Below are 25,897 nucleotides of genomic sequence, written 5' to 3'. Positions count from 1 at the left end.
TTACTCCTCGAACGAGACGGTCAGGGGCGCGAACCCGCTGATGGACGCCGTGACCCGGTCACCCGGGGCGAACGGCACGAAGGGGCCGAGGGCCCCGGACAGGATCAGGTGGCCCGCCCGCAGCGGATCACCGAACCGGGCGGCCTGGACGGCCAGCCAGCGCAGGGCCTCGAGCGGGTCACCGAGGCACGCCGCACCGTTGCCGGACGAGCGCTCCTCGCCGTTGATGGTGAGGGACATGACGACGTCACGGGGCTCGATCCCGCTCAGCGGGAGTCCGTCGCGGCCGACGACGAACAGGCCGCTGGAGGCGTTGTCGGCGACGGTGTCGGTGAAGCCGATGTCCCAGCTCTCGATGCGGGAGTCGACGATCTCGAGCGCCGGCAGGGCGACGTCGACGGCCCCGCGGACCAGCTCGAGGGTGATCTCCTCCTCCGGTACGTCGATGTCGCGGGCCAGCACGAACGCGACCTCGGCCTCGACCCGCGGCTGGACGAGCGTGCGCATCGAGATCGGCGTGCCGTCCACACCGTCGCTCACATCCATGTCGGAGAGCAGGTAGCCGAAGTCCGGCTGGTCGACGCCGAGCTGCTTCTGCACGGCCTCGGACGTGGCACCGATCTTGCGGCCCACGACCCTCACTCCCCCGGCGATCCGGGCCTGCACGAGGCCCTGCTGGACGGCATAGGCTGCCGGGAGGTCGTCGGTGCCGATCAGGTCACGCACGGCGGCGCACGGCACGCGGGTCGCCTGGGCCGTCGCAAGGCGCTCGACGGCGGCCGAGATCGCGTCTGGTGAGGTCACACGGACATACTAGAACCTGTTACAGTTTTTCGCATGAAGGAGTCCTACGACGTCGTGGTCGTCGGCGCCGGTGGCGCCGGCATGGCCGCCGCCCTCGCCGCCTCCCGCAAGGGCCTCGACACCGTGCTGGTCGAGAAGAGCAAGTACTTCGGCGGCTCCACCGCCCGCTCCGGCGGCGGCGTCTGGATCCCCAGTAACTACGCCCTCAAGGCCGCAGGACAAGACGATCCCGGTGACCGGGACAAGGCCAAGACCTATCTCGACTCGATCGTCGGAGACGTCGTCCCGAAGGTCCGCCGCGACACCTACATCGACCGCGGCCCCGAGGTCATGGACTTCATCCGCGACAACACCCCGCTCACGTTCACCTGGGTTCCCGAGTACGCCGACTACCTGCCCGAGCAGCCCGGCGGCCGCGCGCGCGGTCGCAGCGTCGAGCCGGTGCCCATGGACGCACGCTTCCTCGGCGAGGAGCTGGAGCGCCTGCACCCGCCGTACACGAAGGCCCCGGCCAACCTGATCGTGATGCAGCGCGACTACCGCAAGATCAGCCTCGGCCTGCGCACCATCAAGGGCCCGCTCACGATGATCCGCGTGATGCTCAAGCGGGTCCTTTCGCTCCTGCTCGGCAAGAAGATGTTCGCGATGGGCAACGCGATCGCGATCGGCCTGCGCCAGGGCCTGCGGGACGCCGGTGTCCCCGTCGAGTACGAGACCTCGCTGCAGGACCTGCTCGTCGAGGACGGCCGCGTGGTCGGCGTCGTCGTGGAGCGGGACGGTGAGCGTCGCGAGATCCGCGCGAGCCGCGGCGTGATCCTCGGCTCCGGCGGCTTCGAGCACAGCCAGGAGCTGCGCGAGAAGTTCCTCCCCCAGCCCACCTCGACCGAGTGGTCGACGGGCGCCGTCTCCAACACGGGCGGCGGCCTCCTGGCCGGGACGGCGGCCGGCGCGGCCACCGACCTGCTCGACGACGCCTGGTGGGGCCCCACGATCCCGCTCCCGGGACGCGCGTGGTTCTGCCTCGCCGAGCGCAACCTGCCCGGCTCGATCATGGTCAACGCCGCCGGCAAGCGGTACATGAACGAGGCGCTGCCGTACGTCGAGGCGACCCACGAGATGTACAAGGGCGAGGCCACCGGCGTGAGCCACGTGCCGTCGTACCTCGTGTTCGACCAGACCTACCGCAACCGCTACCTCTTCGCCGGCCTCGCCGGCCGCCAGCCCTTCCCGGGGCGCTGGTACAAGGAGGGCGTGGTCACGCGCGCCGACTCGCTGGCCGAGCTCGCCGACAAGCTGGGCCTGCCCGAGGGCTCCCTCGACGTGACCGTCGAGCGGTTCAACGGCTTCGCCCGCTCCGGCGTCGACGAGGACTTCCACCGCGGCGAGAGCGCCTACGACAAGTACTACTCCGACCCGACCGTCAAGCCGAACTGCTCGCTCGCACCGATCGAGAAGGGCCCGTTCTACGCGGTCAAGATCGTCGCTGGCGACCTCGGCACGAAGGGCGGCCTCGTCACCGACGAGCGCGCCCGCGTCCTGCGCGAGGACGGCACCGTCATCGAGGGCCTGTACGCCGCCGGCAACGTGTCGTCGGCCGTGATGGGCAACACCTACCCCGGCCCGGGCGGCACGATCGGCCCCGCCCTCGTCTTCGGCTACCTCGCCGCCGAGGACATCGCCAACCAGGTCAACGCCAACCAGGACGTCGCGAACACCGAAGGAACCGACTGATGCCCATCGACCCGTCCGTCGCGATCGGCGCCGACCTCGGCGCCCGCACCTTCAGCTGGACCGAGTCCGACGTCCTGCTCTACCACCTCGGCATCGGCGCGGGCGCCCGCGCGGGCGACAACCTCTCCGCGGACGCCCTGCGGTACACGCTCGACGACGCGGCCCTGCAGGTGCTGCCGTCCTTCGGCGTCGTCGCGCCGACCTTCCACGAGACCGACCCGCCGCCGCTCGACCTGCCCGGCTGCGACATCAACCTCGCCCAGGTCGTCCACGGCGCCCAGTCCATCTCCGTGTCGGGCCCGCTGCCGACGTCGGGCACCGCGACGATCCGCACCACGCTCACCGACATCTGGGACAAGGTCAAGGCCGCCGTCATCTGGCAGGAGGGCGTCGCCACGTCCGACGCCACCGGCGAGGAGCTGTGGCGGGTGCGCTCGTCGATCTTCGTCAAGGGCGAGGGCGGCTGGGGCGGCGACCGGGGCACGGCCACCTCCGTCGAGGTGCCCGAGCGCGAGCCGGACCACGTGTCGTCGTACACGGTGACGCCACAGCAGGCGCTGCTCTACCGGCTCTGCGGCGACCGCAACCCGCTGCACGCCGACCCGGACTTCGCGAAGGCCGCCGGCTTCCCCGCCCCGATCCTGCACGGGCTGTGCTCGTGGGGCATCGTGCTGCGCGAGCTCACCGACGGCATCCTGGGCGGCGACGCCTCGAAGGTCGGTGGGTTCACCGGCCGCTTCTCCGGCGTGGTGTTCCCCGGCGAGACCATCCGGGTCTCCGGCTGGCGCACGGACGACGCGATCATCGGGTCCGCGGCCATCGAGGGCGGCGAGCGGGACGGCTCCCCCGTCCTCGCGGACTGCGTGCTGACGCCGGCCTGAGGCCGGGCTCTCAGTCGAGCTGGGCGGTCAGCCCGCGCAGGAGGCTGCGCAGCTGGTTGGCCTGCTCGACGGTGATGCCGAGCGCCTCCGCGATCCGACAGTGGACCTCGCCGAAGCGCGCGTGCACGGCCCGGCCCTCGTCGGTCAGGGCGACGACGACGGCGCGCTCGTCGTCCGCGCTGCGGCGCCGGGTCAGGAGGCCGTCGCGCTCGAGCCGGCGCAGCAGCGGCGACAACGTCGCGTGGTCGAGCCGCAGCTCTCGGCCGACGTCCTTGATCAGCATCTCGTCGCGCGCGCCGAGGACGACGAGCACGAGGTACTGCGGATAGGTCAGGCCGAGCTCGCCGAGGATCGGCCGGTAGGCCGCGGTCACCTGGCGCGAGGCGGCGTACAGGTCGAAGCAGATCAGGTCGTCGAGGACCGGGGTGGCGAGGGCTGAATTCCTCATGGTTGGAATATACCTCGTAGACGACTATCTTGTGCACTACACAACTGATCGTCATCCCCAACCGAGAGGAACCACCCCATGCCCACTCGCACCGGACGCACTGCCTGGAACGGCGGCCTGCAGGACGGCACCGGCCAGGTCGAGCTGACCTCGTCGGGCGCCGGCACCTTCGAGGTGTCCTTCCCGAAGCGTGCCGCGGACGACGCCGACGGCACCACCAGCCCGGAGGAGCTCATCGGGGCCGCCCACTCGGCCTGCTACGCGATGTCGCTGTCCAACGAGATCGCCAAGGCCGGCGGCAACCCCATCGCGCTCGACGTCTCGGCCGACGTCACGCTCGGCCCGGACCCGGCCGGCGGCTTCCAGCTGACCGCGATCAAGCTCACCGTGCGCGCCGAGGTCGAGGGCCTCGACGAGGACGGCTTCCAGGCCGCCGCCGGAGCGGCGAAGGTCGGCTGCCCGGTCAGCAAGGCGCTGACCGCGGTCCCGATCACGCTGGACGCGGCGCTGGAGAGCTGACCTCCCCCACGGCCCGCTCCACGGCGAGGTCCACCGGGTCGCCGACGCGGATCGTCCCGCCCTCGAGCACCCGGAACACGGTCCCGGCCCGGCGCCGGAGCGCCTCCTGCGCTCCGGCGCCGATCGTGTCGTCGAGCAGCTTGCACGGCGCCGCCACCCGGACCGCCTCCAGCAGCACGTCCCCCACCCGGATCCGCGCCCCCGGGTCCCGGGGTACGACGCCCGCAGCGATCGTCAGGTTGCGGCGGGTCAGCTCCGAAGGCACCGCGCGGCCGAAGACCCGCGCCGCCTCGTCGAGCGTCTCCCGGCTCTGCACGGTCACGTGCCGGTGCCGGGTGCCGTGGTAGCGATCCCCCACGATGCCCTTGCCCGCCTCGACCTCGACGACGTCCTTCGGCTGCATCGGCAGCCGGGACGCCTTGGCGACGTGGATCGCCTCGACCGTCGATGTCGCGACGGGCGTTTCGTCACGCGGATCCATGGCGCAACCCTAGGCTGCGGGCCATGGACACCTCGGGGACCGTACCGCTGGAGATCCGCCGGACGCCGGCTCCCGGCTCACGTGGGGTGATCGCGGCCGCGGCCGGCGCCGTCGCCGCCGGCGTCCTGCTCGCCGGCGCGGGAGTCGTCGCCGTCGCCACCCAGGACCTTGAGACCCCGGAGCAGCTCAACGGCGCCCTCGTCATCGTCGTCGGCGCGATTGCGGTCGTCTGGGGAGCGCGCCGCCTCCGGAACCGGCGCGGGCTGCTGCGCACCGACCTCGTGCTGCGCCTCGACGAGACCGGGGTCGGCATGATGACGGGCTCGCTGACCGACGAGGGCGGCTGGGCAGCGCTCGCGTGGGCCGACGTCGCACGCGTCGAGCTCCGGGTGCACCGGCTCGGGCCGCCGTACTTCCGCGAGGAGCACGACGCCCCGGTCCTGCGCTTCGTCGCCGTCGACGACAGCGCGATCCAGCTGACCGTCGGGTCGCCGTACGAGGCCGTCAAGGCGGCGGCTCTCGGGATCAGCGCTGCCGCGGGGGCACTCGCGATGATCCTCGGGCCCACCACCATGGACCGTGCCGGGCAGGTCCGGGACTGGCTGCAGGCCCACCGCCCCGACGTACGCCTCGAGCTGGAGGCCTAGGCGCGGGCGTCCTCGGCCTTCGCCCGCAGCGCGGCGACCATCGCGTCCGGGTCGTCGGCGGAGTAGACCGCCGAGCCGGCGACGAACACGTCGGCCCCCGCCTCGGCGCAGCGCTCGATGGTCTCGAGGGAGACCCCGCCGTCGACCTGGAGCCAGGTCTCGACGCCGTGCTTCTCCATCAGCGCGCGGGTACGACGGATCTTCGGCAGGCACATGTCGAGGAACTTCTGGCCGCCGAAGCCCGGCTCCACGGTCATGATCAGCACCATGTCGAGCTCGGGCAGCAGGTCCTCGTAGGGCTCGATCGGCGTGGCCGGCTTGAGCGCCATCGACGCCCGCGCGCCGGCGGCGCGGATCTCGCGGGCCAGCCGCACCGGGGCCTTCGCGGCCTCGACGTGGAAGGTCACGGAGCCGCACCCCGCCTCGACGTAGGCCGGGGCGTTGCGGTCGGCGTCCTCGATCATCAGGTGCGCGTCGAGCGGCACCGGGCTGACCCGGGCCAGCGCCTCGACCATCGTCGGCCCGAAGGTCAGGTTCGGCACGAAGTGGTTGTCCATGACGTCGACGTGCACCCAGTCGGCGCCGGGGATCCGGGCGACCTCCTCACCGAGCCGGGCGAAGTCGGAGTTGAGGATCGACGGCGTGATCTGGATGTGGCCCACGGACGGTCAGTCTAGGGAGCGCGCCCGGGCGTCCGGAAAATCGCGTACAACCATTCCTGGCACTCGTGCGTCATCGGGGCATGGAGCTCATCCAGGGAGGTGCGGTCGTGGCCCAGGACCGAGACGACGCAGCGTTCGACGCGTTCGTCGCGGCCCGGCTCCCCCACCTGCTGCGGCTCGGCCGGGCGCTCACCGGGGACGAGCAGCGCGGAGCCGACCTCGTGCAGGATGCGCTGGAGCGGGCCCTCGTGCGCTGGCGCCGGCTCGACGACCCCGAGGCGTTCGTCCGTCGCGCCATGGTCAACCGCAGCATCTCCGTGTGGCGCAAGGTGCGCCGCGAGCGTCCCCTCGAGGCGCTCGACGACACCGCCGTCCACGACCGACCCGCCGATCACGAGCTGCTCGCCGCAGTTCGGGCGCTGCCGGCACGCCAACGGGCGGTCGTCGCCCTGCGCTACTACGAGGACCTCACCGAGGTGCAGACCGCCGAGGTGCTGGGCTGCTCGGTCGGCACGGTGAAGAGCCAGGCCAACCGGGCGATGCTCGCGCTGCGACGCCAGCTCCCGACGTACGACGACCGGCAGGAGGCACGATGAGCAACGCACTCGAGGACGCCCTGCGCGGGGCGTTCGCCGCGGAGGTCGACGTCGACACCGCCCGCTTCGCGGATGGCGTCCGGGCCGGCGTCCGACGACGCCGCCAGACCCGCCTGGCCGTCGCGGGCACCGCTGCCGCGGCCCTCGCCCTGGCGGGCGCCGTCGCCGTGGGCATCGGCTCGAGCGGCGACGACGAGCGTCGGCCGACCAACCACGTGAGCGACGGCAACACCGAAGGCCTCGGCGGCGTGCCGGACGCCCCGGCGTCACTCGCCGTGGCCGGTGACCGTCTGTTCGCGCTGGTGACCGACCTCGAGTGCGACTGCTCGAGGGTCTACCGCCGCGACGAGCGCTGGATCGAGCTGGGCGAGATCCCCACCTGGGAGGTGCTCAGGCTCCAGGTCGCGTCCAACGGGACCGACGCCTGGGTGGAGGGTGCGAGCGGTGGCTCGATCTGGGCGAGCCACGACGGCGCCCGCACCTGGACGACCTTGGACCTTCCCCCGCTCCGCGGCGGCGAGCAGGAGGACCAGAGGACCCTGGCCGTCAACGACGACGGCGCGATGGTGTTCCAGGACTCCACCGACGAGGCCTGGTTCGTCTCGCCGGGGAGCGACGAGCTCACGCCCGTCGCGGTCAGCGACGACGTCGACCCGAGTGCGGTCGTCGCGGTGGGCGACGCCTTCGTGCTGGTGCCGGCACTCCACGCCGAGGTCGACAGCACCGACCTCGCGGTGACCCGCGACCTGGGCGAGACCTGGTCGACACTCCCCCAGCCGTGCAACGGCGGCGCCGTGTCCTCGACGGGTGCGCTGTTCGTCGGGTGCACCGAGGACGACGGCAAGGTCCACATCTCGCGGTGGCGCCCCGAGCAGGCCGGCTTCGAACCCTTCCGGGCCGTGGCCACCGCGGCCAACGACGGCTACGCAGCCATCGACGACGACCGACTGATGCTCCGCCTCCGCGACGACGAACGGTTGATCACGGCCGACGGCGAGCAGGCGATCACGACCTACCTTCCCCCGGACGAGGTCACGCGCGGTCTCGCCGCGATCGGCGACCACCTGTGGCTCGCGGCTTTCGGTGCCTTCCAGGAGTCCCTCGACGGCGGGAGGACCTGGCGGCCGGTCCGCTGACCCGGGCCGCGCCCGACACCGGACGGCACCGCGGCCCCCGGATCAATTCGCTCAGGACAACTCCGGACCAACCTCCGCCGGTCGATCATGGAGACAGGGAGCCGAAGGAGTTCCCCGGGGGGAGGCCGTCCCATGGCCATGATGAACAGCGAGGCGCGCAAGCGGTCCATGGCGACCGGCGACGACGCGTCCGACCCGCGCGCGGTGGCGAACCGGCTCGCCGACGCGTGGGACGTCGAGGCGGACCGCGAGGAGGCCTGCGGCAACGGCTTCGCCGCCGTGATCCTGCACAAGCAGGCCCGTGAGCTGCGCGAGGCGATGCACCCGCCGCTCAGCGCCTGACCAGCCGGATGGGCCGGGAGAGAGTCGGTGACTCTCCCCCGGCCCGGCGACGCACCCGATCAGCCCGTCAACGGATCACCTTCGCCGTGCTCGTCCGCGTGAGCGTGGTGTAGCCGGCCTTGGAGCCGGTCACGCGCACAGTGATGCGCTTGCCGCGGTCGGCCCTGACCAACCGGTACCCGGCACGGGTCGCACCACGGATCACCTTGCCGTTGCGCAACCACTGGATCCTCGTCGTCACCGGCGCCGGCCCCCAGGCACCGACCGCGACCTGGAGGGTGCGCCCGACCCTGGCGGTGCCCGTGATCCGGGGCAGGGCCGTCGTCAGGACTCCGGCCGCGACACTGCCCGTCGGTGCGCTCGGCACGGTCAGCGTGGTGAACCCGTCCTTCGTGCCGGTGACCGCCACGGACAGCGTCCTCCCCCGGTCCGCGGCGACGGCGGTGTACGTCGCCTTGGTCGCTCCCGCGATCGGAGCACCGGACCGGAGCCACTGGTAGGCGAGCGTCACCGGCTCCGGACCCCAGGTGCCCGCCACCGCCGTCAGCTTCACGCCGACGCGGGCGGTGCCCGTGATCGTCGGTGTCGCCGGCACGAGGGTCCCGGGCGGCGCGGCGACCACCGGTGCCGTGACGGCCTCCGACGTCGTCACGTTGCCGGCGGCGTCGGTGATCCGGGCCTTGAAGGTGACGTCCTCCCCCGCCATCTCGCCGGTGGGCGTGAAGGTGAAGGTGTACGGCGCGTGCTGCGACGTGGCCACCTCGACGTCGTCGGCGAGCAGGGTCACCGCCGCCACCGCGAGGTCGTCGCTCGCCCGCACGATCGGCGTGACGGGCTGACCGACGGTCAGCTCCGTTGCGCCGGTCGGCTCGACCACCCGCCCCTCGGGGGCGTCGTCGACGATCGCACCGACCGTGCTCGGCACACCGGCGGGGACCGAGGTCGCGCGTTGTGACACCACCACCGAGCCGCTCCCGGTGACGGCCTCGACGCCGGTCGCCGGGTCGCCGACGCCCGAGGTCGCCGGAGCGGCCGTCCCGAGGTAGCTGCCGGAGATGGTGAACGGCGCGTCGGTCCGCACGGCGCTGCCGTCGGCGACGACATTGGCCACCGTGATGCCGTTGCCGGTGATCGCGTTGCCGGACGCGGTCAGCTGGCCGCCCTCGACTCCTGCGTCGGTCAGCAGCAGCCCGCTGGAGCGTGCCGGGTCGGGCGCGAACCAGTTGGTGGTGATGCGGCTGTCCTTGACCAGCCCGTCGACCCCGTTGGTGAACTCGACGCCCGTCTGCGGTAACACCGAGCTCTTGCGGCCCTTGACCACCGTGCGCACCACGTAGCCGTGCTGCCGGGTGCCGGTGCGGACGGCGTTGTCGGCGGCGCCGTCCTTGCCACGGCCTCCGTCGAACAGGATGCCGCCGGACTGGTAGCCGGTCACGACCGAGTCGGTCACGGTGACCTCGTTCTCGACCGTGCCCTTGCCGGCCCCCAGGATGAGGCTCGTCTTCACGATGCCGTAGCCGTGCGGGTGCTCGGCCAGCTCGCCGGCGCTGGTCGCCGTCCGCAGGGGCCCGACGACCGAGTCGTTGACGCGACCGGCGGCCCCGAAGAAGGCGATGCCGGCTTCGGCCCAGGTGTCGCCCGAGGTGACCGTCACGCCCGAGATGTCGACGAACATCTCGTTGGTGTCGGTGGATCCGAGGGACTGGCGCGACACGGTGATCACGTTGCCGCCGCCGTCGCGGAGGTACGGGACCAGGCCCGCGAGGTCGTCGACCGACGGCTTCGGCTTGATGGTGACCTTGTCGGCTCCCGCACCCTTGATCTTCAGCGGCTTGGTGATGGTCAGGCCGTTCGTCGCCTCGAGGGCGACCGGGTTGCTCGCGTGGGCGACCGGCGTGGACGACTCCTCGTAGACGCCGGCACAGACCGCGATGGTGTCCCACGGCGCGGCGAAGTCGACGGCCTTCTGGATCGAGGAGAACTGCGCGTCGGGGCACTGCGCCTTGTCGTCGTCGACGGTCCACACGGTGTTGGCGCCCCGCTGGCCGACGGTGTCGACCAGCGCGAGGTTGCCCTTCGAGACGTCGTACGCCTCGAGGTAGGTCGCCGGGTCCGGACCCGATCCGGGGGCGCCGTGCCCGGCACCGTCCGCCTTGTCCGCGCCGTCCGAGAGGACCTGCGGAGCACCGTCCTTCTCCTGGAAGCGGACGTCGGCGAGCTGGATGGAGCCGGAGGACGGGGTGTCCGCCTCACCGAAACGGAGCTCCACCTCGGCCACCTGGGTCAGGTCGACCCCCTGGTCGGCGAACTCGGTCAGCGGCACCCGGATCTGGTCGAGCACGATGTGCGTGTTGGGCGTGTTGGTGCCCGTCGACATGTGGAGCGCGTTGCCCCACTTCGGGTCTCCCGCGTGCACCGTGCCCTCATGACCCGTCCGGTCCGTCAGCGCGATGACGAAGTCCTGGCTGGTGGACGTGGGGTCGTACGACGTGGGCAGCTCGTTCGGCCACTCCGCCCCGACCTTCGTGTTGTCCCCGCGGTTGTCCGCCCCGGGGTTGCGCAGGTCGAAGAAGTTGACGTCGGCGCCCATGGCGAGCGCCTTCAGCCCGCTGACATCGGCGTCGGCGGCCGGGATGACGGCCGTGAGCCGCGCCTTCTTGCCGGCCTCCCACGCCAGCGCGAGCTGGCGGCCGTAGGAGTGGTTGACCGGCGCGTTCTCACGGGTGCCGTTCTGGCCACCGAGCGCCGCCTTGGCCGGCAGCGGGCACGCCTTCGCCCCGGTGGGCTGGGTGGTCTTGCCGAGCTGGGCGGGAGCGAAGTCGTCGGGCTCCGGGTTGCACCAGTCGTACTCGGCGAAGCCGGTCCCGGTCAGCGGTGCGCCGAGCGCGTTCTGCCCGAGCGGGTTGGTGATCTCCGGGCGGATGATGTCGACGCGCTCGTCGGGAGCGGCGAAGTAGCTCGTCGAGACGTACTCGCCGCAGTCGATCCTGGTCGCCGACTCCGAGGTCGGGCACGCGCTGGCCGGGATCTGCCGGTGCGAGGCCGTGGCCGACAGCTCACCCGTCATGTAGGGCTCGAACGCGCCCTCACCACCGACGTAGCGGCGGAAGAACGCCGCCATGGTCGCGAGCCCGATCTTCTCCTGGTCGCCCATCCGCGCGGGGTCGCCGGAGATCTTGGTGTTGACCAGGGGGTTGAAGGTGTCGTCGTTGTCGATGACGTAGTTGTCCGTCTTGACCGTGTCGTGGCTGCCGTTGGTGGTCCCGGGACGGGTCACGATCGCCTGCGGGTTCGCCGCACCCGACAGCCGCAGGTTGTGCGGGTGGACGTTGGTGCTCGCGAACGGTGCCGAGTTGCCGCAGGCGGCGTCGTTGTTGCCCTGGCCGTCGGCGCCGCCGTCGGCGTACCAGACCGTGTTGTACCAGTTGTGGATGGCGCCGAGCTGGCTCGACTGGATGCGCGGGAACGGGTCGCCGGGGTTGATGTACTGGCTGCGCTCGTAGAAGCGGGCTCCCTGCAGGTTGGACACGTCGCCGTCGCAGAACGGCAGGATCGACATGTACGGCATGCCGTACGGCGCCTTGCGCTCGTAGTCGACCGGTGCCAGCGAGATGACGCCCCGCAGCGGGTAGCGCGGTCCGTCGGTCCGCGTCCGGTTGTAGTCGATGAAGCTCGTGACCGCGTCACCACCACGGGAGTGGCCCATCAGGCCGATGCGCGTCATGTCGAGCTTGCCCTTGAGGGTGTCGCCGATCGTCGTGTGGGCGTCGTCCGCGAGCCCGTCCGCGTTCGCCTCCGACAGGGCGTCGAGCGCAGCGGCGATGAGCAGCCGGCGCTGGTGCATGCCCTTGCCCTTGTTGTTGTCCTGGCGCATCATCAGCTGGTCCTGCGACACCGAGAAGGTCGTGTAGCCCCACGTCGCGAGGTTCTCCCCGAGATAGGCGTAGCCCGCCTCGTTGCGCTTGAAGGCCGCGCAGCTGGCGTTCGCGGCATCCTGGCCGGCGTCGCACGAGCCGTGGTTGCCGTGGACCAGGATCAGGACCGGGCTCGGCTCGGCGCGGTCCGCCGGGTAGTACAGCGCACCGCGGATCTCCAGCTGCTCGGCGGACTGGGCCTGTCCCGTGCCCGGTGCCGCGCCGCTCGAGTTGGGCTCCTGCAGGTCGACCAGCCCGAGCTTGGCCTCCTGGATGGTGCTGGGGGTGTAGCCGCCGCGGGCCGTCGGGTCGGGCAGGGCGGAGTAGTCGGGTGTGCCGTCAGCCGCCCGGGCGGGGGACGCCGTGCCGGCCACCAGGGGCACCGACAGGACGGAGAGCGTGAGCACCAGGGGCAGAAGGGCCCTGCGTGCACGGGTGATTCTCATGCGCAACCTCATCGATCTCGGGATGCCCGGTGGGGGGGTGACCCGGGCCCGATGAGGCTAGGTAGTTGAAGTATCACCTAGATGCGCGAGGCATTTCAGACTGGTAAAGCCTCTTCAATTCCGCAGGGTCTCGCCGATCGCCGCGATCCCCTGCGCCACCTCGGTGAACGAGGTCGACAGCGGCGACAGCCCGATCCGCAGGCCGTCCGGGTTGCGGAAGTCCGGCAGCACGTCGCGCTCCCACAGCGCCGCGGTCACCTCGCGCATCCGCGGGTGCTGGAGGGTGACGTGCCCGCCGCGCTCCGCTGCGTCGCGCGGCGAGACCACCTCCACCTCGGGCAGGTCGCGGTCCACCAGCTCCAGCGTGTACGACGTCAGGGCGACCGACTTCGCCCGCACCGCCTCGATGCCGACCTCCTCCAGCAGGCCCACCATGTCCTCCAGCGCGAGCATCCCGAGCACCGGCGGCGTACCGCTGATCAGGCGGCGGATCCCCGGCGCGGGCGTGTAGGCCGGGCCCATCGCGAACGGGTCGGCCGCGCCCATCCAGCCCTGCACCGGCTGGTGGAAGGCGTCCGCGTCGAGGTGGCGCTGCGCGACGTACCCGAACGCAGGCGAGCCCGGCCCGCCGTTGAGGTACTTGTAGGTGCAGCCCACGGCGAGGTCGACCTGCCAGGCGTCGAGCTCGACCGGCACGGCGCCGCTGGAGTGGCACAGGTCGACGAGGATCCAGGCTCCCGCCTCGTGGGTGAGCCGGGTCAGCTCGGCGACATCGGCCATGAAGCCCGACTTGTAGGCCACGTGGCTCACCACGACCAGCGCCGTGTCGTCGTTGAGGGCGGGCGCCAGCGCCTCGGGCGTCACTCCCCTGTCGGCCTCGACGTCGAGCCACCGGATCGTCAGGCCGCACTCCTTCGCGACGCCCTCGACGACGTACCGGTCGGTCGGGAAGTTGTCGACGTCGATGACGACCTCGCGCCGGCCGGGGCGCGCCGCGATGGCAGCGCGGACCAGCTTGTAGAGCAGCACGGTGGTCGAGTCGCCGATGGCGGTCTGGCCGGGCGCGGCGCCGAGCGTCGCTGCGGCCAGCCGGTCGCCGAGGGTCAGGGGCAGCTCGAACCACCGCTCGTCCCAGCCCCGGATGAGCCGCCCGCCCCACTCCTCGGCGACGAAGCGCGCGATCCGGTCCTCCGTCGCACGCAGCGGGCGCCCGAGGGAGTTGCCGTCGAGGTAGACCAGCGGCGAGGCGGCGCCGACGAAGCGGTCCCGGTGGGCGACGAGCGGGTCGGCGGCGTCGAGTGCCGCGGCATCGAGGGTCACGCGCAGAACCTACTCCCCGGAGAGGTGTCCTCACTTCCGCTGGTCGGGCGAGATTTGCCCGTCCCCTGCGTAACGACCGCCACGGCCCTCGCGTTCAGCGTGCGACACGGACGGTTCCGGGGACCGTCCAGAGCCTTCTCGGGAGCCAGGGACGCCGAGCCCCTCATCGGCAGCTCAGAGAGAAAGGCATCGACATGCTCCGCATGACCAAGAAGAAGGCTGCCGTCATCGGGGGCGTGACCGCCGCCGTCGTCACCGGCGGTGTCGCGTTCGCGTACTGGACCAGTGACGGCACCGGCACCGGCTCGGTCACCACGGGCGACTCCGTCGCGTGGGAGGTCACGATCGACAGCACCGACCTCGGCGGCCTCACCCCCGGCGGTCCGGGCGAGACCGTCACGTTCCACGTGAAGAACAACAACACCGGCGTGCAGGCGCTGCAGGACACCGTCGCCTCCGTGGTCGACACGTCGAACAGCGGCTGCACCGACGCTGACTTCGACGTCAGCGCCACCACGATCACGTACGGCGACGTCGCCGCCGGAGGCACTGTCGACGGCACCTTCGAGATCACGATGGTCAACCGGGCCGCCAACCAGGACGCCTGCAAGAACGTCACGGTGAACCTCGAGGTCGCCGCGAGCTGACGCGGACGACGCGAGGAGCTGGGTCGACATGGCCGGGAGGATCCCGATGGGCGGGTACCGCGGACGCGTCCGTCTGCTGGTGCTGGCGCTCGCCGCCCTCCTGGCCATGTCGCTCGGCGCCAGTGCCGTGCAGCCCACCGCCACCACCGTGGGGGTCGGCCTCGGCATCAGCGTCGACCGCACGTCGGTCGGCATCACCGTCGGCTCGCAGGCCGTCGTGGCCGTGACGGTCAGCCAGCCCGGGTCCGTGCTCGGCCCCGTGCACCTCAGCGTGAGCGGGGTCCCGGCGGGCGCGAGCGCCACAATCCTGCCCAACCCGATGGTCAACGGCCTGCCTGCCGTGGTCGCGATCCAGACCAGCGCGTCGACGCCCGTCGGCAGCCACCTCGTGAGGATCACCGCGACCAGTGCCGGCCAGTCGGCATCGGTGACCTTCCAGCTCAACGTCACGCTCGCGACCGGGTTCACCATGGTCCTCTCGCCGCCGGCGGCGACGGTGGTGGACGGCCAGTCGACGTCGTACACGCTGACGGTCAACCGCGGCCTGCTCGCCGGACCGATCTCGCTCAGCGTCACCGGCGTGCCGCAGTTCGCGACCGCCACCGTCTCGCCGTCGCTCTCCTTGCTGGGCAGCACGGCGACGGTCAGGATCAGCACCGCGACCAATGTCGTCCCCGGGACCTACCTGGTGACCGTCAAGGGACAGGCGCTGCTCGCGTCCGCCACCGCGTCGGCGTACCTGGTCGTGGTGCCGCAGACCTACGCCGACTTCCCGATCACCGGCACGCCCGACCGGGTCCTGGCCCCCGGGAGCGAGCCCGCCGCGATCGACCTCCGGCTGACGAACCCGTTCGATACGCCGATGACGGTCACCGCGCTCGGCGTCGACCTCATCTCGACCGACAAGCCCGGCTGTACGACGGCGAACTACGCGGTCGCCGGCTACGCGGGCCCCTTCCCGCTGACCATCCCGGCGAACAGCACGCGCTCGCTGTCGTCGCTCGGGGTCCCACGCGCACAGTGGCCGTCCGTGCGGATGCTGAACCTCCCGACCAACCAGGACGCCTGCAAGGGCGCCGTCGTCCAGCTCGCCTACACCGGCGCCGGGAACGGGGCGTGAGGACGATGAGGACCACCGCCACCACCTCACGGCTGCGCCGCCCGGGCGACGCCCGGCACCGCGGACGCGGACGGGTCAGCACGACCGCTCGCCGCACGGCACGGCCCGGCTTCGTGGTCACGCTCGTCCTCGCCGCCGGCCTGTCGCTGGGCGGGGTGGCCGCTGCGTTCTTCACCTCCGACGGCACGGGCTCGGGCAGCGTCACGACCGGCACCCTCGAGCCGCCGACGGACGTCACCGCGACGTCCACGCCCGGCACCGGTGAGGTCGAGCTCTCGTGGTCGGCGGCGACCGGCGGCATCGCCCACGACGGCTACCGCGTGCGGCGCATTCCGCTCAGCGGCCCCGCCGTCGACGCCTGCGGCACCTCCGCCTCGGCCACCACCACGGCCACGTCCTGCACCGACGAGGACGTCCCCCTCGGGAGCCACACCTACGTGGTCACGGCCGTCCAGGCCACCTGGACCGCGGCGGCGACGCCGAGTGACGCGGTCGTCGTGGCGCAGGCCTCGCAGGCGATCTCGTTCACCTCCGAGCCCAGCGACCCGACGTACGACGGCCCGACGTACACGGTGGCCGCGGACGGCGGCGCCTCGGGCAACCCGGTCACGTTCAGCACCGGCACGCCGTCCGTGTGCACCAGCTCGGGGACGCACGGCGCGACCATCACGTTCGTCGGCGCCGGGTCCTGCACGGTCCTCGCCGACCAGGCAGGCAGCGCCTACTACAGCGCAGCCCCTCAGGCGACCCAGGCGTTCGCGGTAGCGAAGGCGGCGCAGGCGATCAGCTTCACCAGCACCCCGCCGGTCGCCGCGGTCGTCGGCGGCAGCGGCTACCACCCGAGCGCCACCGGAGGCGCGACGGGCAACCCGGTGGTGCTCACCGTCGACGCCACGACCTCGGCCAACTGCTCGCTCTCGGGCGGGACCGTCACCTACCTCAAGGCGGGCACCTGCACCATCGACGCGGACCAGGCCGGCGACGCGAACCACCTCCCGGCTCCGACGGTCCAGCAGTCGTTCGCGATCTCGCCGGCCGCGCAGGCGGTCACCATCACCTCGACGCCGCCCACCGACGCCAAGGTCGGCGACACCTACGCGCTGACCGCGACGGGCGGGGGCTCCGGCAACCCGGTCGTCCTCGCCACCACCTCGCCGTCGGTCTGCACCGTCTCGCCGACCGGCCCTGGAGCCGCGACCGTCACCTTCACGGCGCAGGGAATCTGCACGCTGACGGCCGACCAGGCGGGCAATGACGACTACCTCGCCGCCACGCAGGTGACCCAGTCGGTCACCGTCACCCGCAAGGCGCAGGCGATCACCGGCATCACGACGCCGTCCTCCCCGACCTACCTCGGCGGCTACATGGTCTCCGCCACCGGCGGCGGGTCCGGCAACCCGGTCACCTTCGGCACGACCACCCCTGCGGTCTGCACCAGCTCCGGGACCAACGGGGCCACGATCTCGTTCGTGGCAGCCGGCACCTGCACCGTCACCGCCGACCAGGCCGGCAACGGGACCTGGGCGCCGGCGCCGACGGCCTCGGTCACCTTCGTGGTGGCCAAGGCGGCGCAGACGGTGACCTTCAACCCGGCGTCGCCGGTGACGGCCGGAGCCTCGACCACCCTGACCGCCACGGCATCGAGCGGCCTGACCGGCTTCACCTTCTCGACCACCAGCGCGTCGTCGGTGTGCACCGTCAGCGGGAGCACGGTCACCTATGTCGGCGCCGGCACCTGCGCCCTCACGGCCACCCAGCCGGGCAACGCCAACCATCTCTCCGCCAGCACGTCGGCGAATGTCACGGTGAACCCGTCGGCCGACACGACGAACCCCACGATCGGAGCGATCGAGCCGGGCAACGAGACCGGCGGCTGGAACAGCATCGCCTGCAGCACGGGGCTCCCGGGCAACCAGGGCAGGATCTGCGTGTCAGCGAGCGACAACGTCGGAGTCGCCAGCGTGACGATCAAGCTCACGAAGTCGAACGGGCGGTGCTGGAGCGGAACCGGCTCGACGACGTTCGACGCCGGCAACTGCGCCACGGCGATCACGCTCGGCGGCAGCGGCGGCCTGTGGACGTCGAACGCGCTCGTCTTCCAGGGCAGCAACGGCCAGCCGAACTTCAACGCCACCAGCTACACGCTCGTGGTGACCGTGAAGGACGCTGCGGGCAACACCACGACGGCCACCCGCACCTTCACCGTGAGTGGCACCTAGCCGGCATCCCCATCGTCGTCGTCGACCGGCAGGTCGTCGCGGTCTGCCCACTCCAGCAGGGGTGCGAGGTCGAAGACGTGGTCGTCGATGTCGTGGTGCAGGTCGCCGATCTCGGCGAACCGCTTCGGCACGGTTCGGATCGTGAAGTCGCGCGGGTCGGCATCGTCGATCTCGTCCCAGCGGACGGGGGTGGAGACCCGGGCATCCGGCAGGCCGCGGACCGAGTACGCCGCCGCGATCGTGTGGTCCCGGGCGTTCTGGTTGTAGTCGACGAACACCGCTGCGGGGTCGCGGTCCTTCTTCCACCAGGTCGTCGTCACCAGGTCCGGGGCGCGCCGCTCGACCTCGCGGGCGAAGGCGAGCGCGGCCCGTCGTACGCCCTTGTGGTCGTGCTCGGGCTTGACCCGGACGTAGACGTGCAGGCCCTTGCTGCCGCTCGTCTTGGGGTAGCCGACCGCGCCCAGCTCGTCGAGGACCTCGTGCGCGACGTGGGCCACCCTGCGGATGTCGTCGTACGACGACGCGGGCCCGGGGTCGAGGTCGATCCGCCACTCGTCGGGCATCTCGGTGGCACCGCGCCGGCTGTTCCACGGGTGGAACTCGACGGTCGACATCTGCACCGCCCAGATCACCGACGCCAGCTCGGTCACGCACAGCTCGTCCGCCGTGCGCTTCCAGCGTGGGAAGAACAGCTGCACCGTCTCGACCCAGTCGGGCGCACCGGCGGGGAGCCGCTTCTGGTGGACCTTGTCTCCCTCGAGCCCCTTCGGGAACCGGTGCAGCATGCACGGCCGCTCCCACAGGGCGTTGACGATGCCCTCGCCGACGGCGAGGTAGTACTCCACCAGGTCGAGCTTCGTGGCGCCGATCTCCGGGAAGTAGACGCGGTCGGGATTGCTCACCCGGACGACGCGGTTCTCGACCTCGATCTCGACCGACGGGGACGCCATGGCGCCGAGACTAGCGGCCGCGACCGACGGCATCGGCGAGAAAATGCTGGACGACCTGCATTACAACCGGCCGTCCGTGGCGTCTCAAGGGTTGTGAAGGCAAGCAGTTCCGTCACCCAGGCGGCGGAGTTCACCGCGTTCGTCCGCGAGACGGGCACCCAGCTGCACCACGCTGCCATGCTGCTCACCGGCGACCACCACCTCGCCGAGGACCTGACCCAGGCCACCTACGCGAAGGTGTTCGTCAGCTGGCGGCGGGTGCAGGCCGCGGACAGCCCGCTCGCGTACGCCCGCACCACGCTGCTCAACACCTTCCTGTCCCACCGCCGGCTGCGCCGCAACGGCGAGCGTCCCGGCGACCTCACCCCGCCCGACGAGGGGCACCAGCCCGATCCCGGCACGCGGCTCGACCTCCTCGAGGCGCTGCGCACCCTCGCGCCGCTCGATCGCGCGATCGTCGTACTGCGCTACTGGGAGGACCGCAGCGTGGCGGAGACGGCCGCCGACCTGGGCCTGACCGAGACCACCGTCCGCACCCGCGCCCGCCGAGCGCTCCAGCGGCTCCGCCCGCTGGTCGACATCCCCGAGAGGACCTTCCCGTGAACGAGATGAACGACATCGACACCCTGATCGGCCCCGCACTGCGCGAGCGGATGCGCTCCGAGCAGCCGGACCTCGAGCACCTCGCCGGCTCGTCGCTGCGCGCAGGGCTGCGACTGCGACGACGGCGCCGCGTGGCCACCGTCGCGAGTGGCACGGCGGCGGTCGCGGTCGTCGGCGTCGGCGTGGCGGTCACCCAGGGCGGAGGGGGTACGACGGCCGCCGACCCCGACGTCGCCACCTCGACGTCGCCCGAGCCGAGCCCGACCGCGACGGTCACCGAGGCCGACGCCTCCGTGACCGCGCCGGCCGGCGAGCCGACGCTGCCGGTGACCCTCGTGGCTCCCGGCTGGAGCTGCGAGTCGTACCCGGTCGACGACAAGATGTGGTGCACGAAGCCGGGCACCGACGGCATCTCGGTCAACGTCCGCGACGGCGCGGAGCACGACGCCTGGGCGGGCGACCCCGACAAGGGCGGCTCCTCGATGTGGGTCAGCCCGGTCCACGGCAACTACTTCGTCAGCATCCAGGGCGGTGCCGAGCCGCTTGCGTCGGCCGAGCTGAAGGCCGTCATCGCCGGAATGCAGTTCGCGGACTCCTGGCAGCGCCCCTGACGGCGAGCCCCGCCGCAGCGAGCGCCACCAGGGCCGCCGCCGGTACGACGACCGCACCGGCCCCTCCGACCGCGACCACGCCGGCGGCGAAGGCCGCCCCGATCGCGATGCCGCCGTTGAAGAGCACGGGGATCAGCGCGCCGGCCAGCGTCCGGTGCGTGGGTCCGGCAAGCCGGAGGATGAGGGTCTGCGCGAGCGGCGGCAGCGCGCCCGACGCCACGCCCCACGCCACGACGGCGGCCAGCACGAGCCACCGCTGCTGACCGGCCGCTCCCAGCGCGAGCAGCGACACGGCCGTCGCGGCGGTCGCGACCACCAGCGCCCGGCCGGTGTCGCCGGTGACCTTGCCCGCGAGGGCGACTCCGAGGGCCGAGGCGAGCCCGAAGACCAGCAGCACGCTGCCCATGCCGCCGGGCAGCGCCGCGTCGGCGGGCTCGCCGAGCCGGGTGATGAACGTGAAGGCGCCGTAGTGGCCGACCAGGACCAGCGCCACCAGCACGGTCACCAGCACCATCGGACGCAGGGACCCGGCGTCGCCCGGCTCCTGCTCCCCCGTGGAAACGTGTGCCGCAGGGCGGCCGGTGGGGACGACCAGCCGGACCAGCACTGCCGCGAGGCCACTGGCCACCGCGAGCACCCAGAACGCCGACCGCCAGCCGGCGAGGTCGGCGACGAACCTCCCGATCGGCGTGCCCAGCACCATGCCGAGGGTCGCGCCACCGAGCACGACGGCAGTGGCCCGGCCCAGGAGCCGGTCCGGGACGAGGTCCGCGACGTGCGCGTTGACGGTCGACCACAGCAGCCCCACCGCGGCGGCGCCGAGCGTGCGGGCGCCCACCACGACGGCGTACGACGGCGCGAGGGCCGTCAGCGCCGAGGCGACGCCGAACGCGACGAGGCTGCCCGCGATCACGGTCGTGCGGGGCAGGTGGCGGGTCAGGTGGACCAGCGGGAAGCTGGCCACCACCACGACCGCCGCCCAGATGCTGACGAGCAGGCCGGCAGCCGAGTCCGTGACGCCGAGGCCGGCGCTCATCGGGGCGAGCACGGCGGTCGGCAGCATCTCGCCGGTCACCATGACCAGGGTCGCGCCGCCGAGGACGAGCAGCGCCGGCCAGGGAAGGCCGGGCTCGGCGGGTGCATCAGGACGGGGCGGGGTCGGGAGGGGACTTGTGGTCGTCATGCCTTCGACGGTAGACATTTACACTGATGTCAATGTCAAGGTTCTCGTCCGGAGATGTGAGGCAGGAGACATGAAGATCGGCGAGGTGGCAGAGCGCACCGGGGTCGCACCGCGGCTGATCCGCTACTACGAGCAGCAGGGCCTGCTGGAGGCCGACCGCCTCCCCAACGGCTACCGCACCTACAGCGAGGCACACGTCGAGCAGGTCGAGCGGGTCGCCGGGCTGATCCAGTCCGGCATCCCCACCCGCCTCGTCAAGGCGCTCCTGGAGGCCGAGGCCGCCTGCGCCAAGGAGGCCGCGACCTGCTCCCGCGAGCTGGCCACCCTGCTGGCGGCCGAGCTCGACGGGCTGGAGAAGCGGATCACCTGCCTGACCCGGAGCCGCGACACGATCCGGCAGGTGCTGGCGCAGACCTCCCGTTAGGTCAGCGCCAGCCGAGGCCGGGCGCGACGTGGGTGAGGATCGACTCGAGCACGTGCGCGTTGTAGTCGACGCCGAGCTGGTTGGGGACGGTCAGCAGCAGCGTGTCCGCCGCGGCGATGGCCTCGTCCTCGCGCAGCTGCTCGACCAGCTGGTCCGGCTCGGCGGCGTACGAACGTCCGAAGATCGCGCGCATGTTGTCGATCTGGCCGACCTGGTCGCCGTCCGGGCGGCGGCCGAAGTACATCCGGTCCTCGTCGGAGACGAGCGGGAAGATCGACCGGCTGACCGAGACCCGCGGCTCGTGGGCGTGGCCCGCCTCGGCCCACGCCTCACGGAAGATCCGGATCTGCTCGGCCTGCTGGACGTGGAACGGCTGCCCGCCCTCGTCCTCCTTGAGCGTCGAGCTCATCAGGTTCATGCCGAGGCCGGCGGCCCAGCGGGCGGTGCCGTTGGAGGCGGCGCCCCACCAGATCCGGTCGCGCAGGCCCTCGGAGTGCGGCTCGATGCGGAGCAGGCCGGGCGGGTTGGCGAACATCGGGCGCGGGTTGGGCTGGGCGAAGCCCTCGCCCTTGAGCGCCTCGAGGAAGACCTCGGTGTGGCGGCGGGCCATGTCGGCCTCGGTCTCGCCCTCCGCCGGGGCGTAGCCGAAGTAGCGCCAGCCGTCGATCACCTGCTCCGGTGACCCGCGCGAGATGCCGAGCTGGAGCCGGCCGCCCGAGATCAGGTCGGCGGCGCTGGCGTCCTCGACCATGTACATCGGGTTCTCGTAGCGCATGTCGATCACGCCGGTGCCGATCTCGATCCGGCTCGTGCGCGCGCCGACGGCCGCGAGCAGCGGGAAGGGGCTCGCGAGCTGCCGGGCGAAGTGGTGCACCCGGAAGTAGGCGCCGTCCGCGCCGAGCTCCTCCGCCGCGACCGCGAGGTCGATCGACTGGAGCAAGGTGTCGGCGGCGCTGCGGGTCTGGGACTGCGGACTCGGCGTCCAGTGCCCGAACGAGAGGAACCCGATCTTCTTCATGATGGTTGAACCGTCAACCTTCTTGCTTCATTCCTGCTCAGGCCTGCCCAGGCCTGCTCAGGCCTTGCGCAGCAGCGCGAGGAGCATCGCGTCGGTGCCGTGCCGGTGGGGCCAGAGCTGGACGGTGCCGGGCAGCGGCCCGTCCGCATCGGGTACGACGGGCAGGTGCTCGCGCACGTCCTCCAGCCGCACCTCGGGGTGGTCGGCCAGGGTCGCCGTGACGACGCCGGCCGTCTCGGCGAGCACGGGCGAGCAGGTCGCGTAGAGCAGCGCTCCCCCGGGCCGCAGCACGCGGACCGCCTCGGCCAGCAGCGCACGCTGCAGCGGGACCAGCTCGGCCACGTCCCTGGCCGAGCGCCGCCACCGGGCCTCCGGGCGACGGCGGAGCGCGCCCAGACCGCTGCACGGGGCGTCGAGCAGGATCCGGTCGACGCTGCCGTCCGCGAACGGCGCCCGGGTCCCGTCCGCCTGGACGACACCGGCCAGGCCCGGGCCCGACGCGGCGCGGGCGACGAGGCGCGCGCGGTGGTGGTGCAGCTCGATCCCGGTCAGGGCGGCGCCCCGCTCCGCGGCGAGCGCCGCGAGCAGCGCCGCCTTGCCGCCCGGACCGGCGCACAGGTCGACCCAGCGCTCGTCGCGGCCCTCGACCGGCGAGGCCGCCAGGGCGAGGGCGACCAGCTGCGAACCCTCGTCCTGCACGCCAGCACGCCCCTCGGCCACCGCGGGGACCGACGACGGGTCACCTCCGTCGAGCGCCACGCCGAAGGGTGAGTACGACGTCGGCGTACCGGGCAGCTCCTCGCGGGTGGCCCTCCCGGGCCGGGCCACGAGCATGACCCGGGGCGCGACGTTGTCCGCCGCCAGCAGCTCGGGCAGCTCCCCCGCGGCATCCCCGAGCGCGGTCCGGAGCTCGTCGACGACCCACGCCGGGTGGCTGTGGGCGATCGCGAGGTCACGGGTGCCGGTGCCGGGCGCGAGCTGGGCCAGCCAGGCGTCGAGGTCCTGCGCGGCGACCTTGCGCAGCACCGCGTTGCAGAAGCCCGCGGCGCCCTGGTTGACCTTGGCCCGCACGAGCGTGACGGTCGTGTCGATGGCGGCGTGGGTCGGCACCCGCATCCCGAGCAGCTGGTGGGCGCCGAGGCGCAGCGCGTCGAGGACCTTGGCCTCGACCTTGCGCAACGGGCGGTCGATGCAGGCGGCGAGGACGGCGTCGTACGTGCCCTGCCGTCGGATCGTGCCCGAGGCCAGCTCGGTGGCGAAGGCGGCGTCGCGGCCGCTCAGGCCGTGGCGCGCCAGGGCCGCCGGGAGCAGGAGGTTGGCGTAGCCGTCGTCGACACGGACCGCCTTGAGCACCTCGAAGGCAGCCAGCCGCGCCGGGTCGACCCGCTTCACTCGAAGGTCGCCGTCTCCGGCAGCCGGACGCCACGCGCCCAGTCGGCCGCACCCATCTGCTTCTTGCCGAACGCCTTGACCTCGCCGAGCCGGACGGCGTCGGTGCCGGTGCCGACGAGGACGTGGTTCTTGCCGACCCGGATCGCGCCGGGAGCGAGGTCGCCGACGCCCTCCTCGATCGTCACGGCGCCGAGCTTGACCCGCTCGTCGTCCAGGGTCGTCCAGGCGCCGGGTCCGGGCGTGCAGGCGCGGATCCGCCGGTCGACCGCGACCGCGGGCTCGGTCCAGTCGACACGGGCGTCGTCGACGGAGATCTTCGGTGCCAGGCTGACGCCCTCCGCCGGCTGCTCGCGCGCCTCGAGCGCGCCGTCGGCGATGCCGTCGAGGGTCGCGACCAGCAGCGACGAGCCGCCCTCGGCGAGCCGCGCGAGCAGGTCGCCGGCGGTGTCGGTCGGCCGGATCCGCTCGGTCATCACGCCGAAGGTCGGGCCCGCGTCCAGCGCCTCGACGATCCGGAAGGTGGTCGCGCCGGTGAACTCGTCGCCGGCCCAGATCGAGTGCTGCACGGGCGCCGCGCCGCGCCAGGCGGGCAGGATCGAGAAGTGCAGGTTGACCCACCCGTGGCGTGGGATGTCGAGCGCGCTGCGCGGGATCAGGGCGCCGTAGGCGACGACCGGGCAGCAGTCCGGCTCCAGCGCCTTCAAGGCCTCCTGGAAGTCCGGGTCGCGCGGGTGGGCGGGCTTGAGGACGGGGATGCCGAGCTCCTCGGCGCGCTGCGCCACCGGGCTGGGCGTGAGCTTGCGGCCCCGGCCGGCGGGCGCGTCGGGGCGGGTGACGACCCCGACCAGCTCGTGGGGCGACGCGGCGATGGCGTCCAGGGCGGGTACGGCGACCTCGGGCGTCCCGGCGAAGACGACCCTCATCGGCCGAAGCCCCCGGTCGCGTGCGGCGAGATCCTGACCGTCGGCTTCTCGAGGCCGAACCACTCCGACTCGCGGATCTCGCGCATCGCGGCCTTGCGGGCGGCGTCGTCGAGGCGGTCGATGAACAGGATGCCGTCGAGGTGGTCGGTCTCGTGCTGGATCGCGCGGGCGAGCAGCTCGGAGCCCTCGATGGTGACGGGGTCGCCGTGCATGTTGAAGCCGCGTGCGACGACCGACAGCGCCCGCAGGCAGTCGTAGGTGAGCTCCGGCAGCGACAGGCAGCCCTCGGGGCCGTCCTGGGTCTCCGCCGACAGGTCGAGGACCGGGTTGACCAGGTGGCCGACCTCGCCGTCGACGTACCAGGTGAAGACGCGGAGCCCGACGCCGATCTGGGGCGCGGCGAGGCCGGCGCCCGGCGCGTCGAGCATCGTGTCGGTCAGGTCGGTGACGAGCTGGCGCAGCTCGGCGTCGAACTCGACGACCTCGATCGCGGGCTTGCGCAGGATCGGGTCGCCGAACAGGCGGATGGGTCGGATGGCCACCGCGTCATCCTAGTGAGGCGCGGCAGAACCTCAGATTCGTCGGCCGGCAGCGTGGCGGGAGGCGCGCGACGCCAGCTTGCTGGCCCCCGTCATCGCGCCGGAGAGACGCTCGGCCAATTCAGATCTCCAGGGGATCCAGCTGCACCCGGACCGGCTCGAGCTTGCGGGCGGAGCGGAGCCGCTGCGCCTCCGCGAGCGCGTGGGCGAGCTCGGCACCGAGGGTCCGCGGGACGCGCAGCACGAGTCGCTCCTCCCCCTCGTCGCCGCCGGGCGCGGGGACCGGGCCGAGCACGTCCGTCGCCTCGGGCAGCGCCGCCAGCGCCTGCAGGTCGTCGAGG

Annotated in this window: 25 protein-coding genes and 1 pseudogene; 13 read left to right on the top strand and 13 right to left on the bottom strand. The window is 72.4% G+C overall.

Going from position 1 to position 25,897, the window contains the following annotated elements; translation table 11 throughout:
* The gene (locus tag AC2YHB_RS05970) at positions 1-804 is read right to left on the bottom strand and encodes a 2-keto-4-pentenoate hydratase (RefSeq protein WP_487353665.1); all 804 of its coding nucleotides are present in this window, start codon (positions 802-804) and stop codon (positions 1-3) included.
* Between the two features lie 33 nt (positions 805-837).
* On the opposite strand from AC2YHB_RS05970, the gene kstD reads away from it, so the two are divergent.
* Both kstD and AC2YHB_RS05960 read left to right on the top strand, forming a co-directional pair.
* Entirely contained in the window at positions 838-2,535 is a 1,698-nt protein-coding gene (gene kstD / locus AC2YHB_RS05965; protein WP_179651538.1) for a 3-oxosteroid 1-dehydrogenase, read from the top strand.
* Positions 2,535-3,416: a MaoC/PaaZ C-terminal domain-containing protein gene (locus AC2YHB_RS05960; protein ID WP_179651540.1), complete on the top strand. Its 882-nt coding sequence runs from the start codon at positions 2,535-2,537 to the stop codon at positions 3,414-3,416. Before kstD ends, AC2YHB_RS05960 begins: the two co-directional genes overlap by 1 nt.
* 10 nt (positions 3,417-3,426) lie before the next feature.
* Here the strand turns inward: AC2YHB_RS05960 and AC2YHB_RS05955 are convergent, their stop codons facing one another.
* Positions 3,427-3,864 (bottom strand): MarR family winged helix-turn-helix transcriptional regulator, encoded by a 438-nt coding sequence (locus AC2YHB_RS05955; RefSeq protein ID WP_487353664.1) that lies wholly within the window; start codon positions 3,862-3,864, stop codon positions 3,427-3,429.
* A 78-nt stretch (positions 3,865-3,942) separates the two neighbouring features.
* Here AC2YHB_RS05955 and AC2YHB_RS05950 point away from each other — a divergent pair, with 78 nt between their 5' ends.
* Positions 3,943-4,383: an OsmC family peroxiredoxin gene (locus AC2YHB_RS05950; protein ID WP_179651544.1), complete on the top strand. Its 441-nt coding sequence runs from the start codon at positions 3,943-3,945 to the stop codon at positions 4,381-4,383.
* Here the strand turns inward: AC2YHB_RS05950 and AC2YHB_RS05945 are convergent.
* A complete protein-coding gene (locus tag AC2YHB_RS05945; protein WP_179651546.1) occupies positions 4,355-4,864 on the bottom strand; it encodes an MOSC domain-containing protein in 510 nt (169 codons plus the stop codon). The genes AC2YHB_RS05950 and AC2YHB_RS05945 overlap by 29 nt on opposite strands.
* Positions 4,865-4,887: 23 nt before the next feature.
* Here AC2YHB_RS05945 and AC2YHB_RS05940 point away from each other — a divergent pair, with 23 nt between their 5' ends.
* Positions 4,888-5,511 carry a hypothetical protein gene (locus AC2YHB_RS05940; protein ID WP_487353663.1) on the top strand — a complete coding sequence of 208 codons (624 nt, stop codon included), beginning with the start codon at positions 4,888-4,890 and terminating at the stop codon, positions 5,509-5,511.
* Here the strand turns inward: AC2YHB_RS05940 and rpe are convergent.
* A complete protein-coding gene (gene rpe, locus AC2YHB_RS05935) occupies positions 5,508-6,173 on the bottom strand; it encodes a ribulose-phosphate 3-epimerase (RefSeq protein ID WP_179651550.1) in 666 nt (221 codons plus the stop codon). The genes AC2YHB_RS05940 and rpe overlap by 4 nt on opposite strands.
* A 107-nt stretch (positions 6,174-6,280) precedes the next feature.
* Here rpe and AC2YHB_RS05930 point away from each other — a divergent pair, with 107 nt between their 5' ends.
* The 3 genes from AC2YHB_RS05930 (at position 6,281) to AC2YHB_RS05920 (ending at position 8,247) form a co-directional block, all read left to right on the top strand.
* The gene (locus tag AC2YHB_RS05930) at positions 6,281-6,769 is read left to right on the top strand and encodes a SigE family RNA polymerase sigma factor (RefSeq protein WP_487353662.1); all 489 of its coding nucleotides are present in this window, start codon (positions 6,281-6,283) and stop codon (positions 6,767-6,769) included.
* Positions 6,766-7,905 carry a beta propeller repeat protein gene (locus AC2YHB_RS05925; RefSeq protein WP_179651553.1) on the top strand — a complete coding sequence of 380 codons (1,140 nt, stop codon included), beginning with the start codon at positions 6,766-6,768 and terminating at the stop codon, positions 7,903-7,905. Before AC2YHB_RS05930 ends, AC2YHB_RS05925 begins: the two co-directional genes overlap by 4 nt.
* A gap of 132 nt (positions 7,906-8,037) precedes the next feature.
* On the top strand, positions 8,038-8,247 hold the full coding sequence (locus tag AC2YHB_RS05920) for a hypothetical protein (RefSeq protein ID WP_036545074.1): 210 nt from the start codon (positions 8,038-8,040) through the stop codon (positions 8,245-8,247).
* Between the two features lie 67 nt (positions 8,248-8,314).
* On the opposite strand, the gene AC2YHB_RS05915 is transcribed toward AC2YHB_RS05920, so the two are convergent.
* Both AC2YHB_RS05915 and AC2YHB_RS05910 read right to left on the bottom strand, forming a co-directional pair.
* Positions 8,315-12,607, bottom strand: coding sequence for an Ig-like domain-containing protein (locus AC2YHB_RS05915; RefSeq protein ID WP_179651555.1), 4,293 nt, complete (start codon positions 12,605-12,607; stop codon positions 8,315-8,317).
* A 114-nt stretch (positions 12,608-12,721) separates the two neighbouring features.
* On the bottom strand, positions 12,722-13,927 hold the full coding sequence (locus tag AC2YHB_RS05910) for a kynureninase (protein WP_487353661.1): 1,206 nt from the start codon (positions 13,925-13,927) through the stop codon (positions 12,722-12,724).
* A 194-nt stretch (positions 13,928-14,121) separates the two neighbouring features.
* Between AC2YHB_RS05910 and AC2YHB_RS05905 the strand changes: the two genes are divergently transcribed.
* From AC2YHB_RS05905 to AC2YHB_RS05895, 3 genes are read left to right on the top strand one after another with little or no spacing between them, the layout of a single operon-like run.
* A complete protein-coding gene (locus AC2YHB_RS05905) occupies positions 14,122-14,574 on the top strand; it encodes a hypothetical protein (RefSeq protein ID WP_179651557.1) in 453 nt (150 codons plus the stop codon).
* Between the two features lie 28 nt (positions 14,575-14,602).
* Positions 14,603-15,694: a COG1470 family protein gene (locus tag AC2YHB_RS05900; protein ID WP_487353660.1), complete on the top strand. Its 1,092-nt coding sequence runs from the start codon at positions 14,603-14,605 to the stop codon at positions 15,692-15,694.
* A 5-nt stretch (positions 15,695-15,699) separates the two neighbouring features.
* On the top strand, positions 15,700-17,913 hold the full coding sequence (locus AC2YHB_RS05895; RefSeq protein ID WP_487353659.1) for a hypothetical protein: 2,214 nt from the start codon (positions 15,700-15,702) through the stop codon (positions 17,911-17,913).
* Here AC2YHB_RS05895 and ligD read toward each other — a convergent pair.
* Positions 17,910-18,863: a non-homologous end-joining DNA ligase gene (gene ligD, locus AC2YHB_RS05890; RefSeq protein WP_218864780.1), complete on the bottom strand. Its 954-nt coding sequence runs from the start codon at positions 18,861-18,863 to the stop codon at positions 17,910-17,912. The genes AC2YHB_RS05895 and ligD overlap by 4 nt on opposite strands.
* Before the next feature lie 93 nt (positions 18,864-18,956).
* On the opposite strand from ligD, the gene AC2YHB_RS05885 reads away from it, so the two are divergent.
* The gene (locus AC2YHB_RS05885; RefSeq protein ID WP_487353658.1) at positions 18,957-19,466 is read left to right on the top strand and encodes a SigE family RNA polymerase sigma factor; all 510 of its coding nucleotides are present in this window, start codon (positions 18,957-18,959) and stop codon (positions 19,464-19,466) included.
* Positions 19,463-20,077, top strand: a complete 615-nt coding sequence (locus AC2YHB_RS05880; RefSeq protein WP_487353657.1) for a hypothetical protein — start codon at positions 19,463-19,465, stop codon at positions 20,075-20,077. The genes AC2YHB_RS05885 and AC2YHB_RS05880 overlap by 4 nt, the downstream gene beginning before the upstream one ends.
* Here the strand turns inward: AC2YHB_RS05880 and AC2YHB_RS05875 are convergent.
* A complete protein-coding gene (locus tag AC2YHB_RS05875) occupies positions 20,034-21,260 on the bottom strand; it encodes an MFS transporter (RefSeq protein ID WP_487353656.1) in 1,227 nt (408 codons plus the stop codon). The two genes, AC2YHB_RS05880 and AC2YHB_RS05875, sit on opposite strands and share 44 nt — an antisense overlap.
* Before the next feature lie 70 nt (positions 21,261-21,330).
* Here AC2YHB_RS05875 and AC2YHB_RS05870 point away from each other — a divergent pair, with 70 nt between their 5' ends.
* Entirely contained in the window at positions 21,331-21,684 is a 354-nt protein-coding gene (locus tag AC2YHB_RS05870) for a MerR family transcriptional regulator (RefSeq protein ID WP_036545059.1), read from the top strand.
* A gap of 1 nt (position 21,685) precedes the next feature.
* On the opposite strand, the gene AC2YHB_RS05865 is transcribed toward AC2YHB_RS05870, so the two are convergent.
* The 5 genes and pseudogenes from AC2YHB_RS05865 to AC2YHB_RS05845 all read right to left on the bottom strand — a co-directional run.
* Positions 21,686-22,702: an LLM class flavin-dependent oxidoreductase gene (locus AC2YHB_RS05865; RefSeq protein WP_487353655.1), complete on the bottom strand. Its 1,017-nt coding sequence runs from the start codon at positions 22,700-22,702 to the stop codon at positions 21,686-21,688.
* Positions 22,703-22,759: 57 nt separating this feature from the next.
* Positions 22,760-24,094, bottom strand: a complete 1,335-nt coding sequence (locus AC2YHB_RS05860) for an RsmB/NOP family class I SAM-dependent RNA methyltransferase (RefSeq protein ID WP_487353654.1) — start codon at positions 24,092-24,094, stop codon at positions 22,760-22,762.
* Complete coding sequence (gene fmt, locus AC2YHB_RS05855; protein WP_036545055.1) at positions 24,091-25,017, bottom strand: methionyl-tRNA formyltransferase; 927 nt, start codon at positions 25,015-25,017, stop codon at positions 24,091-24,093. Before fmt ends, AC2YHB_RS05860 begins: the two co-directional genes overlap by 4 nt.
* Positions 25,014-25,559: a peptide deformylase gene (def, locus tag AC2YHB_RS05850; protein ID WP_036545053.1), complete on the bottom strand. Its 546-nt coding sequence runs from the start codon at positions 25,557-25,559 to the stop codon at positions 25,014-25,016. The genes fmt and def overlap by 4 nt, the downstream gene beginning before the upstream one ends.
* Positions 25,560-25,677: 118 nt before the next feature.
* Positions 25,678-25,897, bottom strand: a pseudogene (locus tag AC2YHB_RS05845) (primosome assembly protein PriA); the annotation flags it as partial.

The organism is Nocardioides sp. SRI_004 (assembly GCF_057586415.1).
The sequence above is the reverse complement of the archived record's forward strand: the minus strand, read 5'-3'. Positions and strand labels throughout refer to the sequence as shown.

Coding starts and splice junctions, on each gene's coding strand:
- AC2YHB_RS05950 (WP_179651544.1), top strand. CDS start 3,943: ATGCCCACTCGCACCGGACGCACTGCCTGGAACGGCGGCCTGCAGGAC.
- AC2YHB_RS05895 (WP_487353659.1), top strand. CDS start 15,700: ATGAGGACCACCGCCACCACCTCACGGCTGCGCCGCCCGGGCGACGCC.
- ligD (WP_218864780.1), bottom strand. CDS start 18,863: ATGGCGTCCCCGTCGGTCGAGATCGAGGTCGAGAACCGCGTCGTCCGG.
- AC2YHB_RS05925 (WP_179651553.1), top strand. CDS start 6,766: ATGAGCAACGCACTCGAGGACGCCCTGCGCGGGGCGTTCGCCGCGGAG.
- AC2YHB_RS05870 (WP_036545059.1), top strand. CDS start 21,331: ATGAAGATCGGCGAGGTGGCAGAGCGCACCGGGGTCGCACCGCGGCTG.
- AC2YHB_RS05900 (WP_487353660.1), top strand. CDS start 14,603: ATGGCCGGGAGGATCCCGATGGGCGGGTACCGCGGACGCGTCCGTCTG.
- AC2YHB_RS05955 (WP_487353664.1), bottom strand. CDS start 3,864: ATGAGGAATTCAGCCCTCGCCACCCCGGTCCTCGACGACCTGATCTGC.
- AC2YHB_RS05920 (WP_036545074.1), top strand. CDS start 8,038: ATGGCCATGATGAACAGCGAGGCGCGCAAGCGGTCCATGGCGACCGGC.
- kstD (WP_179651538.1), top strand. CDS start 838: ATGAAGGAGTCCTACGACGTCGTGGTCGTCGGCGCCGGTGGCGCCGGC.
- AC2YHB_RS05945 (WP_179651546.1), bottom strand. CDS start 4,864: ATGGATCCGCGTGACGAAACGCCCGTCGCGACATCGACGGTCGAGGCG.
- fmt (WP_036545055.1), bottom strand. CDS start 25,017: ATGAGGGTCGTCTTCGCCGGGACGCCCGAGGTCGCCGTACCCGCCCTG.
- AC2YHB_RS05865 (WP_487353655.1), bottom strand. CDS start 22,702: ATGAAGAAGATCGGGTTCCTCTCGTTCGGGCACTGGACGCCGAGTCCG.
- AC2YHB_RS05905 (WP_179651557.1), top strand. CDS start 14,122: ATGCTCCGCATGACCAAGAAGAAGGCTGCCGTCATCGGGGGCGTGACC.
- AC2YHB_RS05915 (WP_179651555.1), bottom strand. CDS start 12,607: ATGAGAATCACCCGTGCACGCAGGGCCCTTCTGCCCCTGGTGCTCACG.
- AC2YHB_RS05940 (WP_487353663.1), top strand. CDS start 4,888: ATGGACACCTCGGGGACCGTACCGCTGGAGATCCGCCGGACGCCGGCT.
- AC2YHB_RS05960 (WP_179651540.1), top strand. CDS start 2,535: ATGCCCATCGACCCGTCCGTCGCGATCGGCGCCGACCTCGGCGCCCGC.
- AC2YHB_RS05875 (WP_487353656.1), bottom strand. CDS start 21,260: ATGACGACCACAAGTCCCCTCCCGACCCCGCCCCGTCCTGATGCACCC.